Raw genomic sequence first — 15,883 nt, 5'->3', positions numbered from 1 at the left:
GAAAGGGGACTAGCTTTATGAGTAGATACCAAACAAAGCGCAATGGTTTAATTGCAGCAATTGTATTTGTAGTAGTGTTAGTAGGTGGGGTTGTTTTTGGTCTTAGTTACCAAAAGAGCCAGTCACAAACTAAAAACTCACTTACAACTGTTAAAGACTCACACGTAATGCGTTGGGGCGTTAAAAGTGATACCCGACTCTTTGGTTTGATTAGTCCCAAAACTAGTCAAAGTGAAGGTTTTGATGTGGATATTGCTAAAGCAATTACGAAAAAAATTGCCCAAAATGAAGGAACTAAGATTGAACCAGAGTTTACTCCGGTTACCACTAGTTCAAAGATTCAATTAGTTAAAAATAATCAAGTGGATGCTGTAGCCGCTTCAATGACCATTACCTCCGAACGGGCTAAAGTCGTTGATTTTTCAAAGCAATACTTCCCTGCTGGTCAATCCATCTTGGTTAAAAAAGGTTCAAACATTAAAAGCATTCAAGATTTAAATAATCCTAATTCCACTATTATTGGAGTTATGGGAACGACTGCACTAGAAACTACTAAGCAGTTTGCACCCAAGGCTAAAATGATTGCCATGCCAGATAACTCGCAGGCTTTTAGTGCGCTACAGTCTGGACAAGGTGATGCAATGACCACTGATAATGCCATTCTTTACGGATTTACGGAACAAAGTAAAGACGTAATGGTGGTGGGGGGAACCTTTACCAACCAACCTTATGGATTAGCAGTTGATAAAAACCAACCACAACTTCAAGCGGCCGTTGACAAAGCATTAGCTCAAATTCGGGCCGATGGAACTTATGATAAATTAATTAAGAAATGGTTTGGAAACATTGAAGGACTAGATTGGAGGGAGTTGACGAAATGATCAAAATTTTAGTAGATAACTGGTCAACCATCGTAACTGGATTTTGGTATACAATTCTATCCTCAATCCTCGGTTTAGCCGGATCATTATTTTTAGGAACTGTATTTGCATTGCTAGAAATGGCACCTAACCGTTTCTTAAAAGTGATTGGTAATGTGTTTGTGGAGTTCTTCCGTAACATTCCGTTGCTAGTAATCACGCTCTTCTTTTACGTAGTGGTTTCCCATGCCATTAAAATTAATGGATTCTGGGCCGGAACCATGGCGTTAATTCTATATACTTCATCATTCATCGCCGAATGTATTCGGGGAGGAGTTAATTCTGTTGATGAAGGGCAAATGGAGGGAGCCCGTTCCAATGGACTTACCTACACTCAAGCAATGATTCATGTGGTATTGCCACAAGGATTTAAGTTGGCAATTCCATCCCTAGGTAACCAATTTATTAACTTGGTAAAAAATTCATCCATTCTATCTTTCGTTGCCGGATTGGATTTAATGTACCAAGCCAACGTAATTTCTGGAGCTAATCTAGATCCATTTAATACGTATATTGTAATTGGAATCTTTTACCTAATTATTACGGCTCCACTATCGGCGTACATGACCCATTTAAAGAATAAGTTAGGATAGGAGGGGAAGATATATGATTTTAGCATCAGCATTTAGTGCAGCAAACCTTCACTACTTGATGGCTGGTTTAGGAATTACGATTGCGGTTTCAATAATTTCAATTTTAATTAGTTTTATTTTTGGAACTATCTTTGGAATTATCCTTTTCGAAGAAATTCCATATTTCACTAAGACCGTCCGCCTAGTAGTTAATACAATTAGAAACTTACCTCTACTACTCCTAATCTTCTTCACGTACTTTGCACTTCCTAAGTTAGGTATTCAGTTGAATGCCTTTAACGCAACGGTAGTGGCAATGTCTGTATTTGAGTCCACCATGGTAGCTCAAATTATCTTTGGGGGACTTGCCTCAATTGGGGTGGGTCAAATTGAAGGTTCCATCTCAACCGGAATGAATAAAATGCAAACTTTGTGGTACATTGTGTTACCACAGGCATTAAAAAATTCAATTCCACCTTTGATTTCTCAATTCATCTCATTAGTTAAGGATACTTCCTTAGCAACGGCGATTGTTTTGACCGATGTAATGTTTAGAAGTCAGGTGATTTACGGACAAAATCCGAACTACATGATTCCGATGTTTGCCTTAGTAACGGCCCTTTACTTCGTTGTGAACTACAGTTTGTCATTACTATCCAAGTGGTTTGAAAGAAAATTAGAAGTTTAAAATAAGCGACTGTCTCATTGTTTAATGAGATGGTCTTTTTATTTTGGCTTTATAAAGTGCCTATTTTTGCTATAATAGTAATATTAGAAAAAAATCAATTTGCTACCGGAACTCAATTAAGGAGAGATCAGCCAGCGATGAAGTTCGGCTTTAACCGAAAGAAAAAATATAATCAACATTTATATACTTATCAACATATGAAACATGCCCAAGTGCAAAAGTCGAATAAGAAGATTCTTATGTTAGTTGGAGGAGTAGCAAGTTTATTAGTTGTGGGTGTTTTAGCGGGAGTGTTTTATCAACAAACGAAACCTGCCAAGCCAGTTGAAACTACTAAAAAACAAGCAAAACCGAAGGCTAAAACAGAAACCAAACCGATTCCATTAACTGCCAATACCAAGCATGCCATTGTTCTAGATGCTAAAACCGGGAAAGTATTGGGAGAAAAAGATAGCGATACATTAGTTGGGATTGCTTCTCAAAGTAAATTATTGACGTCTTATCAAGTTTTAAAGCAGATTAAAGCTGGAAAACTACATTGGGAAGACAAGGTCAAAATTAGCCAAAAAGAAGACTGGTCACAAAAGGATAACGACCTCTATGCTCATTTATCGATCCATGAGGGTCAAGAAGTTCCAATTAAGGACCTATTTAATGCCATGTATACTAACTCCGCTAATGATGCTGCCTTAGCGTTAGCGGACTATTTAACCCCGAAAAACATGACGCAACAACAAGCTTTGCAACTATGGGCGAAAGAACTGAAATTAACTGGTTCAACTTGGTACAATTCTGCAGGTCAAGTTAACGAAGATGCGTTTGATTATCAGCTTAAAAATGAATCAAATAAGGCGGAGAATAAAGCAACGGTTCGTCAATTAGCTTTGTTGGCTAAGAAGAACATTGATTTGTATCCTAAGTTACGTAATCTTTATCTGAACGAAGAAAAAACACTTTATTATCACCCCGATGGTGAAGAAAAAATGAAACGGACGGAATTTGCCCGCCTAAAAGAAGATATTATGCCACACTTACAAAATCCATTGGAATTAACTTTTGAAGGATTAAAAACGGGATCTACCCCCAATTCTGGAGGAGCCTTTACCGGTTTAATGAAAGATAAAACCGGCCGAGAATATATCACCGTGGTTAGTGGTTCGGGAGCTTATACCAATCGAAGTCAACGCTATCAAGATACGATTGACGTGGTTAATGAAGTGATTGCTAAGGGTAATCGTTCTTATTTCAATCCGGTTAGTCAATAAATAATTTGTAATGAATGAGATCGACTTAGAAAGTCAAAAAATTATTTGAGAAGTAAAAAATTAAGTTTATAAACATATAATTTAGTTGAACTAGTGACGATGCTACCGTTTTTGTGGTAAATTATTAGTATTGTTATTTTAAATCGAACGAGATTAAGAAAAATAGACAACTTAAAACACGATATTTAAGCCAATGAATATCGTGTTTTATTTTGTCGGTAATTACAAAAACGTGGAACCGAAAGGATATACTAATGGAAAATAAAAATGGGGTATCATTTTTAGGTCTGGTAATGCTGGTCATCAGTTCTGCTATTGGAGCCGGTATCTATAATGCCAGTGCTCAATTAGCCGCAGTGGCAACTCCTGGTCCAGCCTTATTAGCTTGGATAATAACCGGAGTGGGAATTTTTGGTTTAGCATTGAGTTTAAAATCATTGAGTGAAACCCATCCAGAATTAGATGGAATCTCTGATTATGCGCGCGCCGGTTTTGGAAATCTAGCCGGATTTCTCTCTGGATGGGGTTACTGGTTATCATCTTGGTTAGGGAGTGTAGCTTTTGCCACGATGATGATGTCTGCGGTGGGATATTTTGTTCCCTCGTTTCGAAGTGGAAACTCACTACCTGCAATCGTGGTTGCATCCATTATTTCTTGGTTACTAACTATTTTGGTAGTCCAAGGAATTGAGAGTGCTGCTTTTATCAATACGATTGTGACCATTGTTAAATTAGTTCCACTGGTAGCCATGATTATTTTGGGAATTGTGATGTTTAAGGCGAACGTCTTTACCGCACATTTCTGGAATAACTTTAGTGAAAACTTCACTTACCAACGGGCGACTGCCGGGGGAGTGTTTGAACAAGTTAAAGGGTGTATCATTACCATGATGTGGATCTTCATTGGAATTGAAGGAGCCATGATCATGTCTGGTCGCGCTCGGAAAAAGACGGATGCTAGTAAAGCTACCATCGTTGGTTTTATTTCCATTTTATTGTTAAACATTGTGATTTCAATGTTACCTTATGGTTATTTGAGTCAAGCAGAGTTAGCTAAAGTTAGCAATCCAGCCTTAACCTACGTCGTTGCTGAAATGATTGGACCGGTTGGAGGAGCTTTAGTTAGTATCTCATTGATCATTACGATTGCGGGAGCTTGGTTATCTTGGACCCTACTTCCAGTGGAATCGACTAGTCAAATGGTACGACAAAAATTATTGCCGAACTGGTTTGGTTATTTAAATAAAAATAACACTCCGTCTCACGCTTTGTGGTTAACCCAAATCTTATTACAATTATTCCTAGCGTCCTTGATTTTCACTGATTCGGCTTATAATTTTGCCATTTCCATGTGTACGGCAGCGATGTTTGTCTGCTATGTTTTGGTAGGTTTTTACCAAATCAAAGTGGGATATAAGAAGCAATCATTTAAGTTGATGTTACCGGGAATTGTGGCGGTTTTATTTGAAATTGCGGGAATGATCTTTTCTGGAATGCAATACCTCTGGTTATGTTCTATTCCGTACGTGCTCGGCTTTATTTTCTACGGCTGGGCCGTTAAAGAACGAGGCGATAAGTTTACTCGTCTAGAATATTTGATGATGGGCTTCATTTTAATTGCAGCAATTACCTCAATGATTGCTCTAGCAATGGGAAAAATTGCGATTAGCTAACTAAAAAAGACCTTAACTATTGTAGTTAAGGTCTTTTGGTTTGGATTTAAATTAAATAAATAGGTTAAGAATTAGAATTACGATTAAACCAACTACGGCAATAATTGTTTCTAAGACCGTCCAAATTTGAAGGGTTTGTTTTACGTTAAGGTCGAAGTATTCTTTAAACATCCAGAATCCAGCATCGTTAACGTGTGATGCGGCAAGTGAACCAGCACCGATTGCTAATACCATCAAAGCAGGGTTAACTCCACCGGCAACGATTAGGGGTTGAACTAATCCAGCGGCAGTAAGAGCGGCAACGGTTGATGAACCTAGCGCAACTCTTAAAAGCACGGTGATTAACCAAGCAAGGATTAATGGTGAGATTGATGAGTGAGCAAACATCTTAGAAATTTGTCCGGCGATTCCACCGTCAATCAAGATTTGTTTGAACGCAGCACCAGCACCAATAATTAGAAGTAACATTGCGATTGATTTGATTGCTGATTCAGCAGTTGCCATCAATTCTTTGTTTTTAAGTCCTTGATGCCAACCCATTGCCCAGAGTGCAAATACCAATGAAACAATCATGGAAAAGACTGGGTTACCGATCATGGTGATGAAGGCATCGAAGCCGTGAGGTTCTTTAAAAGGTTTACCATCGTTTAAAACCACGTTGTAAATTGTAGTAATTCCCATTAAAAGGACTGGGAATAGTGAAGTTAAAACAGATAGTCCAAAACTAGGAGTTTCTTCTAGTTTGAATTCTTTTTGGTTTTCACCAAAGGCGTTCAAATTCTTTTTAACCACGAAGGCATCGGGAGCAATTCTTTGTGCTAATTTGGTAAATAGCGGACCAGCAATAATTGCACATGGGATTGCTACTAAAATTCCGTAAAGAAGAACTGTACCTGGGTTAGCCCCTAAAACTCCAGCAATTGCAGTTGGAGCTGGGTGAGGTGGTAAGAATCCGTGGGTAACTGACAATGCAGCTGCCATAGGAACCCCAAGGTAAAGAAGTGGAATGCCGGCTTCAAGCGCAACGGCGAATACAATTGGAATTAAAAGAACTAATCCAACTTCGAAGAAGAGGGCAATTCCGATGATGAATGAAGCAAGCATAATTGCAATTTGGATGTGTTTTTTACCAAATTTTTCAATTAAGGTGTGTGAGATTCTAAATGCACCACCAGCGTCGGCTACCAACCGACCTAAGATTGCACCGAAACCAAACACGATTGCTAATTCACCAAGTGATGAACCGATTCCTTTTTCAATGGAAACGGGGATATTAGCTAAGGTCATCGAACCAACGCCCGGGATACAGAGACCGAGCCCAACGATTACCGAAGTAATAATTAGTGAAATAAAAGTGTTAACGTGAAACTTAATAATTAAAACTAGTAGCAAAAGGATACCAATTGCTAACACAAGTAATGACGCCATAATTCATTCCAGCTTTCTATGTAAAAATATGTAAAATAAATGTTAATTACAATTTTATTATAATCTATTTGTTACAAATTGGAAGCGCTTTAAGTGATAAAAATTAAATTTTAATCAATTCGATAAAATTATGAACAACTAAAAAGACTAACTGGTTGGTTAGTCTTAAAGTAGCTAGTTACTATTTAATTTCGTTTTTGGACTTCTTACCATTAATGATGGCTAATACATCATCCAAACTGATTTCCACCATGTTTTGAATTGCCATGTTGGTGTAAAAACCAATGTGAGGAGTAATCATAACGTTGGGCATCGCGTGCAAGGTGTTGAAGTTACGGTCCGGAATGGGAGCGCCCTGGAGATCCTTATCAAAAATAGCGGCTTCTCCTTCAATGGTATCTAAGGCAGCTCCAGCAATTTCTTTGCTTTGTAAAGCATCAATTAAAGCGTCGGTGACCACGACCGGACCACGGGAGGCATTGATTAAGAAGGCGTCGTTTTTCATTGTGGTAAAAGCAGCGGCATCAATTAATCCTTTTGAAGTTTCATTTAGGTCAACGTGTAAATCAACCACGTCGGCTTGATTAAGTAATTCTTCTTTGGTGTCAACGTAAGTTAAAACATCTTCTAATTCTGGATGATGAACGGGATCAAAGGCAATCACCTTTGCGCCGAGTCCGTGAAAGAGTCTAGCAGCGGTACCTCCAATTCGACCTGCTCCGATAATCCCAACGGTTAAGGTACGAATTTCACGGGCAATGGGACCACGAAGCTTGTAGTCATTGTTATCGCTTCGTTTTTCCACCAACTCGAGGTTCCGAATGAGTCGCATGGTTTGGGTGACTGCCATTTCGGCTACAGAATTAGGAGAGTAGGCGGGAACGTTGGTTACCGTTAAGCCGGCTGCTTGAGCGGCTGGTAAATTAATCACATCAACTCCAGCAGTTCTGGTAGTTAATTGTTTGATTCCAAAGCTAGCTAGTTTTTGGTAAATATCACTACTATTACTAATGGGACCGCGTTGTTGAATCACAATACCGTCGTAGCCTTGCGCTAAAGCTACCGTATCATCGTGAAATTCGGCTTGATTGGTATCCACCTGTACGTGGTTTTCCTTACTCCATTTTTGAATGGCCGGTTGTTCGTCGGGGCGAACGCTGTACATTAATATTTTAGTCATTTGCTTGTCCTTCTTTTTCTACGTAATCAGTTATGTTTTTTACTGCTTTTTTAAGGTTATCCATGGAAGTGGCGTAACTAATCCGCACGTAACCTTCACCACCAGGTCCAAAAGCACTTCCAGGAACGACGGCAACTTTAGCTTTGTTAGCCAAATCATAACTGAAATCAAAACTGTTTTGGATTAAGCCAGCGGGAATTTTAGCAAAGATGTAAAAGGCACCATCTGGGTTAGAAATTCCAAAGCCGAGTTTAGTCAAGGCTTGGTATAAGAAGTCCCGGCGTTTTTGGTATTCGACTTTCATGGCATCGGCATCATCAGCACCATTTTGTAACGCTTCGGCAGCTGCTGCTTGGGCGTTTGTAGTGGTTGAAGTGATGGTGAATTGATCAATTTTTTCTAGTTGATCAGTAATTTCTTTAGGGGCAGCCATGATACCGATTCCCCAACCAGTCATAGCGTGAGATTTAGAAACTCCATTTAATAAGATGGTTTGATCAGGGATTAATTCAGCGATGGAAACGTGTTTAGCATCGTAAGTTAATTCGCTGTAAATTTCATCAGAGATAACGAAGATTTCGTGTTGTTTTAGCACCTTGGCAATCTTTTCTAAGGCATCGCGGTGGTAAGTTTTTCCGGTAGGATTAGAAGGGAAGTTTAAGATGATAGCTTTCGTTTTGGGATGTGCTTTTAAAGTTTCTTCCAGTTGCTCTGGTGAGAGCACGAAATCCGTTTTAGAAGTATCCATGAAAACGGGTTTGGCTCCTCTAAGTAACGTGATGGGGATGTAGAGGGGGAAAATTGGAGTAGGAATTAAAACTTCATCACCCGGATTTAAAATGGAAGTTAAAGCGGTGTAAATTCCGCCGGTAGCGCCGGCAGTCATGATAATCTCAGTATCAGGATCGTAGTTTAGGTCATACTTTTCGTTTAAGAAATTAGCGGCTGCATCTCGAAGAGGTTTAATCCCACGAGTAGGAGCATAGTGACTTTCGTCATTTTTAATGCTTTTAATGGCAGCTGTTTTGACGTGTTCTGGGGTGGCAAAATCTGGTTCTCCTAAAGTAAGCGGGATGATTCCGGGAATTTTGCTAACGTCATCGTTGAATTTTAAAATTGATGAGGGCGATAGTTGTAACATTTCTTGGTTCATTTTATTGACTAAATCTTTTATCATTTGAAAAACTCCTTTTAAATTAAATAACTGTAAACAAAAAGCCTAGCTGGAAATTAATCCTAACTAGGCTTTTACTTGTTGTGAAAATAATAGCTGATAAGTAAGTATCACTAGTTAGAATTTTACTGGTATCTAACTAGGCAACTTAAAATTACCTTACTTAGATACATTGACATACCAAGTAAAGTAAAAATAATAACTACTGTGATTTGTAATTAACTTATCCATTGCTAAAATCCTCTCTTCTTTGTTTAATAGTATTAAACTACTAAACTGGAAAAATGTCAAACAATCATTGGGTAAAACTGGTAAAATTAACGTTAATAACTAACTATCGAACGAGAAAAGAGGTTTAAAGATGACTCCAAACGAACTATTTGAACAAGCGCAACAAGCAAAGTTAATTCCGCAAACAGCAACCATTCAGGATAGCTATCAATTTGGAGCAGTTCCCGATGAACTAGCTCAATTAGTCAAGGAAGGCATTAAAACTGCCACGACGAGTGCTTATGACTTATATCATGTGGATGAACCGCTGCCTCAAAAAGGGGCATACGACGTAATCTTAAACAGTCAGGACCAACCCGTTTGTATCATTAAAAATGACGATGTCTTGATGTGTCCATATCTAGCAGTGGATGCCCAACATGCGTATGAAGAAGGCGAAGGAGACCGAACTTTAAAGTATTGGCGCAAAGTTCATCATGATTTTTTTGTTAACGAATATCAAAGTGAGGGACAGGTGTTTGACGAACAAAATGCACCCATGGTCTTAGAAAAATTCCATGTAGTTTATCCTCCACTTAATTAATTTTCACTTATCTGACCATCAACCAAGGTATAAATGTGATCGGCGTAATCATTCATTCGTTGATCATGAGTTACCACAATGATGGTTTTTTGTTGTTCTTTAGCTAGGCTTTGTAAGAGTTCACAAACCTTGGTAACCCGTTTACTATCTAAGGCAGCCGTGGGTTCATCAGCCAAAATAATTTGAGGGTCGGTGTAAAGTCCGCGTGCAATCGTTACTCGTTGACTTTGACCACCCGAGAGTTCACTTGGAAATTGGTTTACGACTTGTTCAATGCTGAGTGTTTTGAGTAATTTGGTGAGTTGTTCCTGATTAAGATTTCCAGTGGGACGAACTCGATCAACTAAGCTAAACTGTTCAGCCACCGTTAAAAACGGAACTAAGTTGTGTGATTGGAGAATAAAACCGATATGGTTAAGGCGAAAATCGTCTTTTTCGCGATTACTGAGGTTTTCCACGTTGACATTATCCAACTGGATTTGTCCGGAATCCGCATTTTGTAAAGCTCCCATGATAGTTAAAAGGGTACTTTTACCAGATCCGGATGGTCCGGTAATTAAAGTTAATTCGCCGGGTTGAGCGGCAAAGTTAATCTGATTTAAAACTTTCGTTTCGCTTGTTCCAGCACCGAAACTTTTACTGATATTTTTTAATTCAACTGAGTTCATCATTAGCCTCCAATTGCTTCTGCGGGATTAATTTTCATGATTAAGAGGACGGGAATTAAGGCTCCTAGTAATGAGGTTGCCAATAATCCAATCACGGTCATTCCGATGATAGGTAGACTAAATTGGATAGGAACGGCGGCTGGTAGTGCTGCTAGAGTTCCGGCAGTTACGACTAGACTGACTACGATTCCAATTGCAACTAATAAGAGTGATTGGAAAAGGGTAGCCTTAACTAAGAAAGAGGCAGGAATTCCTTGAGCTCGTAAAACGGCGTAGTTTTGGAGCTTTTGCATTGTCAAAATGTAGAGGAAGACGGCAATGATAATTAAAGAAATTACCATCAAAAAGCCAATCATAAATGAGAAGGTTAGCGTTTGAGCAGAATAACCTGGCAACTTTTGTACGACCGTATTAGTTGCGTAAGCATGGAGTTGTTTAGGTAATCCGTTAAGTTGACTTTGTTTACTGATGATTGCATTTCCGGCAAAGGTTTCGTTTAGATTACTAATGGTATGCCAATCAGCATTGGTTCCATACATGATAGGAGCTAAATTAAGTTTGGCATTTTTAGTAAAACCAACGATTTTGTATGTATCGGTTGAGGAGTTTAACTGAACTTCATCTCCTAATTTGTAACCGTTTTGTTGAAATTTCGTATCGGCAACCACTTGGTGATCACCGTTAACTTTATGTCCGGAAACTAGCTGTAAGTCTTGGTAAATGTATTCTTTGGGGTTTAGTCCGACAAATTGACCGGATAATTTACTGCGCTTATTAGCAGTAACCACCGTTGCGCTAGTACCAATGATGGCACTCTTTTGGGAGTCTAGTTTGACGTTATCAAGCTGTTGTTGAGTAATTCGAGACTGGGCAATATTGGTATTAGAATCTTGGTTTAAAACAATGTGAGTTGGATTCCAACTATTGATGGCTTGCGTATTTTGCGAAGCCAAACCATTGGCTAAACTGGTTAGGATGAAGATGAGGTAACTGATTAAGACGATCATTAGGATAATCAGTCCGTAACGTAACTTATCGTGTTTGATTTCTTTCCAGGCTAAAAACATAAAAATTCCTTTCGATTGGTAAAATATTGTAAAAAAAATTCAATTACCCAAAGGGATAATCGAATCTCTTTTTTATGCGTAAATAATTGAAAAACCGTTGGGACCCACGTGGGTCATGATGATAGGACTAGTTAAACGGTCCAAAACGTTAATGTCGGGACGAGCTTCGTTGATGCGCGCCTTAACTTCTTCGACTTCGTCAGTGGCATCCACATAGGAAAGTCCCACTTCAGAAACCTTGGGATTAGCAATGATTTCGTCCACAATCTCGTTGTAGGCTTTCTTGAGTTTCTTAGAACCGCGACACTTAGAATGAAAGACTAACTTACCGTCTTTCATTTCTAAGATGGTTTTAAGTTTAATCAATGAAGAAATGAAACCGACAGCGCGGCTGGCCCGGCCACCCTTAACAAGATAGTCAAAGCTGTTTACGACCACGTATAGAGTGGTTTCTTTTTGGACTTCTTTGATGCGGTCAATTACTTCTGGTACCGATTTGCCCGCTTTAACTAGCTTACCGGCTTCAATTAATTGTAGTCCTAAGGCACGGTCGGTGAAGTTACTGTCGATGACTTGAATGTCACCTTCCACTTGTTGGGCAGCAGTGTTAGCAGTTTCGACCGTTCCACTAAGCACGGGAGCTAAGTCAACACAAATAATGCTACCATCGGGATCGTTTTCCATGATGTTTTCAAAGGTTTCTACAAATTGACCGAGAGCAGGTTGACTGGTCTTTGGAAATTCAGTTTCGTCATCTTGGAGCATTTTGGAGAACTCATCTCGAGTAATGTCGACGTTGTCTTGGTAAGTTTTACCTTCAAAAGAAACTTGAAGGGGGACAATCTGAATGTTGTATTTTTCGATTTCTTCTGGAGTTAATTGTGCGGTTGAATCAGTTACAATATGAATCATTTTTTTCTTCCTTTCGAGCTTGGATTATTCGAATGATATCTAATGTTTTCATTATAGTTTAATTGTTTGCACATTAACACCCAAAACTATTTATTAGAAATAAAATTAGAAGCTTTTTAAAAGCAACTAATTGTGCGAAAATGTTTTTATGAGTACTTTTTAGAAAGGTGATGAATTATGGTAAAAACAAGAACCGAAATTAGTTTAAAATCAGTTTTAATTTATTCGTTATTATTGAATTCTGGTGCCGCCCTGATGTGGCCGCTAACGACTGTCTACATGCACAATACGCTGCATGAATCACTCACGGTTGCGGGAATAGTATTGTTTATAATGTCGGGATTTATGGTCCTCGGTAATTATATTGGAGGCCGTTTGTTTGATCGATGGTCTCCCTATAAGGCTGCGTTACTCAGTATCGTAGTGGCGATGACGCCGGTCTTCTTATTAATCTTTTTCCATGGGTGGCCAACCTTTGCCATCTTGCTATTCGTCTATGGTTTAGGAGAAGGTTCCAGTTTGACCATTTTAAATTCATACGCCGCCAAGGTCCATTCCAAGAGTACCCGGTATGTCTTTAATTCCGTTTATATCGGGATTAACGTCGGGGTGGTCGTGGGAACTACGGCAGTCGGTTACCTCATGAAGTTTGGGGTTCCGGTCGTCTTTACCGTAGCCAGCCTGTTCTACATTATCTTATTATTGATGACAATTATCGGGTTCAAGGTCGACTTTAGCGCCCAACCCGCTTACATGAAGCACAAGCATCATGAAAAAGGAGAAGCTAGCGAACAAAATCCGGCGGCCAAACGTTTGATTACCATGATTTGTATCATGGTCTTTTGTATCTACATGAGCTATACCTTGTGGGAAAGTGTGATGCCGGTTCACATGGAAGCACTTAACATTTCGTTTGAACAATACAGCTACATCTGGCCCATTAACGGGTTGTTAATCGTGGTTGTGCAACCATTGATTAACCGAATTGGGCTTCACTTTAAAATGATTAACCAAGTAACCTTTGGGATTGTCGTCTTTGCCCTAACTTTCTTCATGTTGATTTTTGCCAAGCAATACGCCTGGTTCATCATCATCATGATTATCCTAACCTTTGGGGAAATGAATGGATTACCTGCCATTCCCGCCTGGATTGATACGTTGGCCGATGACCGTCAAAAAGGGAAGTACCAAGGGATGTTTAACATCTTCATGTCAGCCGGACGAGCTGCGGGTCCTTTATTTGGGGGGATTGTTGCTGAAAGCTTAGGTTATCCAGTTCTCTTTGGGTTAGCCGGTTCCATGATTATGATCTCCATTGTGGTGGTCTTAATGCAAAATCGGCAGTACCAAAGTTTACTAATAAAAAATAAGTAAATATTCTTTACTTTAGATTTTATTAATGTTTTAATGTTAGTAATATTAAGAAGAAGGATGGTTAGTGATGAAGAAAAAACTTGGACTAATTTTAGCACTTGGTTTAGTTGCTTTAACTTTAGTGGCCTGTGGTCAAAGTAAAAGCGCAGATGATACCAAAACCCCTGGTACTTTAACAATCGGAATGGAAGGAACTTATGCTCCTTATGCCTACCGTGATAAGGGTGGTAAGTTGACTGGATTCGAAGTTGAACTTGCCAAAGAAACTGCTAAGCGAATGGGTCTTAAACCTAAGTTCGTTACAACTGGTTGGGATTCATTGATTGCCGGACTTAACAGTAACGAATACGATGTAATCTTTAATGATATGTGGGTAAATCCTGCACGTAAGAAACAATTCTCTTACTCAGAACCATACATCTACAACAAGAGTGTGTTGATCTCTAAAAAGGGCTTAACCATGGATAACATTAAGGGTAAGACCATTGCTGCTGGTACTGGTACTGAAAACTGGACCACTGCTGAAAAGCTAGGTGCTAAGGTAATTGCCGCACCCGACTTCCAAACTGACATGGATATGATTAGCCAAGGTAGAGCTGATGGAGCCGTTAACTCCGAAGCTGCCTTTAACTACTGGAAGAAGAGCCACCAAGACAGTGACATCAGTTACCAAGTTATTCCAGACAAGTTTGTTAAGGAACAACCAATTGCTCCAATGCTTAACAAGAAATCAACTAAGTTAAATCAAGATATGGCCAAAGCCATCAAGGCCGAGCACGAAGATGGAACCATTAAGAAACTTTCAATGAAGTACTTCGGTAAAGACATTACAAAAGAATAAGCAATAAAAAAAGTAGTCATCTCAGATGGCTACTTTTTTTATGTTTTAATTCTTGTTTTGACTATTTGCTCTTATTAAATGGGTGTTGATATTGTCAATGATTTCAAAGGCATGATAGATTTCATCGCGAGAAAGACCAATTTCTTCCGTACTCTCATTAACTCGGTTAATGATTTCATTCTTGGCCTTGCGGGCTTTTTCGGTAATCGCAATACTAATGAGTCGTTCGTCTTCTAGAGAACGGCTCTTGGTAATCCAACCACTTTTTTGTAATCTTTTGAGCAATGGTGATAAAGTACCACTATCAAGATCTATGTACTTCCCTAGTTGTTTAACTGATAGTGGTTCGTGTTGCCATAGTACAAACATTACCATGTATTGTTGATATGTTAAGCCATATTGTTTCAATACTTGTTTATAAAAATTATTAAACTTTTTGTTGGCAGTGTAAATACTAAAGCAAATCTTTCCATCTAAAGCTGAGTCTTTTTTCATATTAGTATCTCCTAAATTTATAAATGCCACTACATTAAGCATGGCCTCCCTTGATTTTGAGGAGTATAGAATATAGCTAATTGAAGTTATCTTTAAATAGAGCAAAAAAGAATTTAAAGTAGAGTTATAGTTTTTATCTATACTCCCTAAAAATAATATAATACTTTGTTTTCGAAAAGTAAATCTTATTATATTAAGTTTTATAAAATAATTATATTTGACAATATTTTTTTAAAGTAATAAAAAAGACCACCATAATGGCGGCCCTTGGGATGGTTTATTGATTAATGACTTCAGCGGATCTTTCTACCATGTCTTGATAAATACGAACAACATCACGATCAGATCCCCGGAGTTCAAAATCAGCGAGGAAGGGGCAGTGGAATTCTCGTGAGTACCGTTTAGCTGTTAAACAGTATTGAGCGTTGAAGTTCCGGTTCCCACTTCCGATAATGCCGAGACAATGGTCTTGGTTGTTTTTGTAACCAATGTATTCGCCCATGGTGTTAGTCATTAGTTCCTTTACACCAGAATCAATTCCGTCACCACCATCTAGATAGGTTGGCACTGAGACAAAGTAGTCCTCGGACTCTTCTGCAAAGTCAGTTTGATCACTAATCTCGATGGCGTCAACTAGAGGTTTTTCTGAATCCAGTTCATGTTGTTTTTTAGCGTATTCCACCAAATTTTCGGCAAAATTACGGGTGTTTCCGGCAATTGAAATGTATAACAGTCTAAGGTTTTTCATAATATCCTCCAGGTAGTTTTTCTCTAGTGTACGCTTTTAAAAATGGTAATTCACTATCTCAAAT

At 38.8% G+C, this 15,883-nt stretch carries 16 protein-coding genes; 8 read left to right on the top strand and 8 right to left on the bottom strand.

Translation table 11 applies throughout. From position 1 onward, the window contains the following. The first annotated feature begins 17 nt into the window (after window positions 1–17). The 5 genes from R4B61_RS01450 (at window position 18) to R4B61_RS01430 (ending at window position 5,118) form a co-directional block, all read left to right on the top strand. Window positions 18–881, top strand: coding sequence for a transporter substrate-binding domain-containing protein (locus R4B61_RS01450; protein WP_413627876.1), 864 nt, complete (start codon window positions 18–20; stop codon window positions 879–881). Beyond that, the gene (locus R4B61_RS01445; RefSeq protein WP_413627875.1) at window positions 878–1,513 is read left to right on the top strand and encodes an amino acid ABC transporter permease; all 636 of its coding nucleotides are present in this window, start codon (window positions 878–880) and stop codon (window positions 1,511–1,513) included. The genes R4B61_RS01450 and R4B61_RS01445 overlap by 4 nt, the downstream gene beginning before the upstream one ends. 13 nt (window positions 1,514–1,526) lie before the next feature. Continuing rightward, window positions 1,527–2,180 (top strand): amino acid ABC transporter permease, encoded by a 654-nt coding sequence (locus tag R4B61_RS01440; RefSeq protein ID WP_413627874.1) that lies wholly within the window; start codon window positions 1,527–1,529, stop codon window positions 2,178–2,180. Between the two features lie 137 nt (window positions 2,181–2,317). Continuing rightward, on the top strand, window positions 2,318–3,445 hold the full coding sequence (locus R4B61_RS01435) for a D-alanyl-D-alanine carboxypeptidase family protein (protein WP_413627873.1): 1,128 nt from the start codon (window positions 2,318–2,320) through the stop codon (window positions 3,443–3,445). Window positions 3,446–3,699: 254 nt separating this feature from the next. Then, on the top strand, window positions 3,700–5,118 hold the full coding sequence (locus R4B61_RS01430; RefSeq protein WP_413627872.1) for a basic amino acid/polyamine antiporter: 1,419 nt from the start codon (window positions 3,700–3,702) through the stop codon (window positions 5,116–5,118). Between the two features lie 51 nt (window positions 5,119–5,169). On the opposite strand, the gene R4B61_RS01425 is transcribed toward R4B61_RS01430, so the two are convergent. The 3 genes from R4B61_RS01425 to R4B61_RS01415 all read right to left on the bottom strand — a co-directional run bounded on the left by R4B61_RS01425 (window position 5,170) and on the right by R4B61_RS01415 (window position 8,903). Continuing rightward, window positions 5,170–6,546 carry a gluconate:H+ symporter gene (locus R4B61_RS01425; RefSeq protein ID WP_413627871.1) on the bottom strand — a complete coding sequence of 459 codons (1,377 nt, stop codon included), beginning with the start codon at window positions 6,544–6,546 and terminating at the stop codon, window positions 5,170–5,172. Between the two features lie 181 nt (window positions 6,547–6,727). Beyond that, complete coding sequence (locus R4B61_RS01420) at window positions 6,728–7,726, bottom strand: D-2-hydroxyacid dehydrogenase (RefSeq protein WP_413627870.1); 999 nt, start codon at window positions 7,724–7,726, stop codon at window positions 6,728–6,730. Further along, on the bottom strand, window positions 7,719–8,903 hold the full coding sequence (locus R4B61_RS01415) for an aminotransferase class I/II-fold pyridoxal phosphate-dependent enzyme (protein ID WP_413627869.1): 1,185 nt from the start codon (window positions 8,901–8,903) through the stop codon (window positions 7,719–7,721). The genes R4B61_RS01420 and R4B61_RS01415 overlap by 8 nt, the downstream gene beginning before the upstream one ends. A 358-nt stretch (window positions 8,904–9,261) precedes the next feature. On the opposite strand from R4B61_RS01415, the gene R4B61_RS01410 reads away from it, so the two are divergent. Then, window positions 9,262–9,714 (top strand): ASCH domain-containing protein, encoded by a 453-nt coding sequence (locus tag R4B61_RS01410; protein WP_413627868.1) that lies wholly within the window; start codon window positions 9,262–9,264, stop codon window positions 9,712–9,714. Here R4B61_RS01410 and R4B61_RS01405 read toward each other — a convergent pair. The 3 genes from R4B61_RS01405 to R4B61_RS01395 form a co-directional block, all read right to left on the bottom strand. Continuing rightward, a complete protein-coding gene (locus tag R4B61_RS01405) occupies window positions 9,711–10,382 on the bottom strand; it encodes an ABC transporter ATP-binding protein (protein ID WP_413628275.1) in 672 nt (223 codons plus the stop codon). The genes R4B61_RS01410 and R4B61_RS01405 overlap by 4 nt on opposite strands. Before the next feature lie 2 nt (window positions 10,383–10,384). Further along, a complete protein-coding gene (locus tag R4B61_RS01400; protein WP_413627867.1) occupies window positions 10,385–11,449 on the bottom strand; it encodes an ABC transporter permease in 1,065 nt (354 codons plus the stop codon). Between the two features lie 72 nt (window positions 11,450–11,521). After that, window positions 11,522–12,361 (bottom strand): DegV family protein, encoded by an 840-nt coding sequence (locus R4B61_RS01395; protein WP_413627866.1) that lies wholly within the window; start codon window positions 12,359–12,361, stop codon window positions 11,522–11,524. Between the two features lie 177 nt (window positions 12,362–12,538). Between R4B61_RS01395 and R4B61_RS01390 the strand changes: the two genes are divergently transcribed. Beyond that, window positions 12,539–13,735, top strand: coding sequence for an MDR family MFS transporter (locus tag R4B61_RS01390; RefSeq protein WP_413627865.1), 1,197 nt, complete (start codon window positions 12,539–12,541; stop codon window positions 13,733–13,735). Window positions 13,736–13,802: 67 nt separating this feature from the next. Further along, window positions 13,803–14,576, top strand: coding sequence for a transporter substrate-binding domain-containing protein (locus tag R4B61_RS01385; RefSeq protein ID WP_413627864.1), 774 nt, complete (start codon window positions 13,803–13,805; stop codon window positions 14,574–14,576). A 45-nt stretch (window positions 14,577–14,621) separates the two neighbouring features. Here the strand turns inward: R4B61_RS01385 and R4B61_RS01380 are convergent, their stop codons facing one another. Both R4B61_RS01380 and nrdI read right to left on the bottom strand, forming a co-directional pair. After that, window positions 14,622–15,071, bottom strand: a complete 450-nt coding sequence (locus tag R4B61_RS01380; RefSeq protein ID WP_413627863.1) for a MarR family winged helix-turn-helix transcriptional regulator — start codon at window positions 15,069–15,071, stop codon at window positions 14,622–14,624. 277 nt (window positions 15,072–15,348) lie between these two features. Continuing rightward, window positions 15,349–15,819, bottom strand: a complete 471-nt coding sequence (gene nrdI / locus R4B61_RS01375) for a class Ib ribonucleoside-diphosphate reductase assembly flavoprotein NrdI (RefSeq protein ID WP_413627862.1) — start codon at window positions 15,817–15,819, stop codon at window positions 15,349–15,351. Between the last annotated feature and the right edge of the window lie 64 nt (window positions 15,820–15,883).

This window comes from Fructilactobacillus vespulae (assembly GCF_047324295.1).
In the GTDB taxonomy this organism is placed as follows: Bacteria; Bacillota; Bacilli; order Lactobacillales; family Lactobacillaceae; genus Fructilactobacillus; species Fructilactobacillus vespulae.
Note: the sequence above shows the minus strand (reverse complement) of the source record. Positions and strands in the feature narration are given on the sequence as shown.

What these genes read in the sequence shown, in the direction of transcription:
- R4B61_RS01450 (WP_413627876.1), top strand. Translation starts at nt 18, where the DNA reads ATGAGTAGATACCAAACAAAGCGCAATGGTTTAATTGCAGCAATTGTA.
- R4B61_RS01445 (WP_413627875.1), top strand. Translation starts at nt 878, where the DNA reads ATGATCAAAATTTTAGTAGATAACTGGTCAACCATCGTAACTGGATTT.
- R4B61_RS01440 (WP_413627874.1), top strand. Translation starts at nt 1,527, where the DNA reads ATGATTTTAGCATCAGCATTTAGTGCAGCAAACCTTCACTACTTGATG.
- R4B61_RS01435 (WP_413627873.1), top strand. Translation starts at nt 2,318, where the DNA reads ATGAAGTTCGGCTTTAACCGAAAGAAAAAATATAATCAACATTTATAT.
- R4B61_RS01430 (WP_413627872.1), top strand. Translation starts at nt 3,700, where the DNA reads ATGGAAAATAAAAATGGGGTATCATTTTTAGGTCTGGTAATGCTGGTC.
- R4B61_RS01425 (WP_413627871.1), bottom strand. Translation starts at nt 6,546, where the DNA reads ATGGCGTCATTACTTGTGTTAGCAATTGGTATCCTTTTGCTACTAGTT.
- R4B61_RS01420 (WP_413627870.1), bottom strand. Translation starts at nt 7,726, where the DNA reads ATGACTAAAATATTAATGTACAGCGTTCGCCCCGACGAACAACCGGCC.
- R4B61_RS01415 (WP_413627869.1), bottom strand. Translation starts at nt 8,903, where the DNA reads ATGATAAAAGATTTAGTCAATAAAATGAACCAAGAAATGTTACAACTA.
- R4B61_RS01410 (WP_413627868.1), top strand. Translation starts at nt 9,262, where the DNA reads ATGACTCCAAACGAACTATTTGAACAAGCGCAACAAGCAAAGTTAATT.
- R4B61_RS01405 (WP_413628275.1), bottom strand. Translation starts at nt 10,382, where the DNA reads ATGAACTCAGTTGAATTAAAAAATATCAGTAAAAGTTTCGGTGCTGGA.
- R4B61_RS01400 (WP_413627867.1), bottom strand. Translation starts at nt 11,449, where the DNA reads ATGTTTTTAGCCTGGAAAGAAATCAAACACGATAAGTTACGTTACGGA.
- R4B61_RS01395 (WP_413627866.1), bottom strand. Translation starts at nt 12,361, where the DNA reads ATGATTCATATTGTAACTGATTCAACCGCACAATTAACTCCAGAAGAA.
- R4B61_RS01390 (WP_413627865.1), top strand. Translation starts at nt 12,539, where the DNA reads ATGGTAAAAACAAGAACCGAAATTAGTTTAAAATCAGTTTTAATTTAT.
- R4B61_RS01385 (WP_413627864.1), top strand. Translation starts at nt 13,803, where the DNA reads ATGAAGAAAAAACTTGGACTAATTTTAGCACTTGGTTTAGTTGCTTTA.
- R4B61_RS01380 (WP_413627863.1), bottom strand. Translation starts at nt 15,071, where the DNA reads ATGAAAAAAGACTCAGCTTTAGATGGAAAGATTTGCTTTAGTATTTAC.
- nrdI (WP_413627862.1), bottom strand. Translation starts at nt 15,819, where the DNA reads ATGAAAAACCTTAGACTGTTATACATTTCAATTGCCGGAAACACCCGT.